The sequence below is a fragment of the Paenibacillus sp. 598K genome (assembly GCF_003851045.1).
Lineage (GTDB): Bacteria > Bacillota > Bacilli > Paenibacillales > Paenibacillaceae > Paenibacillus_D.
In genome coordinates this window covers 4,370-5,099 of sequence record NZ_BFBX01000218.1, presented here as the reverse complement: position 1 = coordinate 5,099, position 730 = coordinate 4,370, and the positions used below count along the sequence as shown (strand labels likewise).

Below are 730 nucleotides of genomic sequence, written 5' to 3'. Positions count from 1 at the left end.
CGGCTGGATGGCTATCGGCTCGTCATCGCTCCCGGCTGCTTCCTGATGGACGAACGAGTGGCGGCGGAGCTGGAGCGATTCGCCGAGGGCGGCGGTACGGTCATCGTGACGATGCGCGCAGGGGTCAAGGAGATGAACAACCAGCATGTGCGGACGATGCTGCCGGGCCGACTCGCCGGGCTGACGGGCATCCGCGTCGAGGAGTATGACGCAATCGGACATGACCGCCACACGCTGGTCGACGACAGGGGCCGCGCGTACGGCTGTACGCAGTGGTGCGATATCCTCCGGCTGGAGGGCGCCGAGGCGATCGCCAGCTATGAAGGGGACTTCTATGACGGCACGCCCGCAGTGACGGTGCATCGTTACGGGCAAGGCCGCGCGTATTATGTGGCGACGCACCCGGACGAGGCGTATCTTCGCCAGCTGCTCTTGCGGGCGGCGGCAGAGCAAGGGATGGATGCCGTGACCGATCTGCCGGAGGGCGTGCAGCTTGCGCAGCGGACCGGAGAGAGCGGCACGTATCTGTTCGCGCTGAACCTGAGCCGCGAACCTCGCGAGCTGCGACTGCCGGGCAGCTGGGAGCGGCTGCTCGGCGGTGAGGGGGCGGATGGCGAGCTGAAGCTGGAGCCGTATGGGGTGGAGATCCTGCGACGCGTATCGCTGGACTAGCCAATGAAGCACAGTAATGAATGATATAGAAGCAGGACAACGACCGGGAGCCTCGAGG

General features: G+C 65.8%; 1 protein-coding gene. It reads left to right on the top strand.

Annotated elements, in window-relative coordinates:
* Positions 1 to 672, top strand: a 672-nt coding sequence (locus PA598K_RS34585) for a beta-galactosidase trimerization domain-containing protein (RefSeq protein WP_128661259.1), incomplete at its 5' end; no start/stop codon positions are given.
* Positions 673 to 730: the final 58 nt, after the last annotated feature.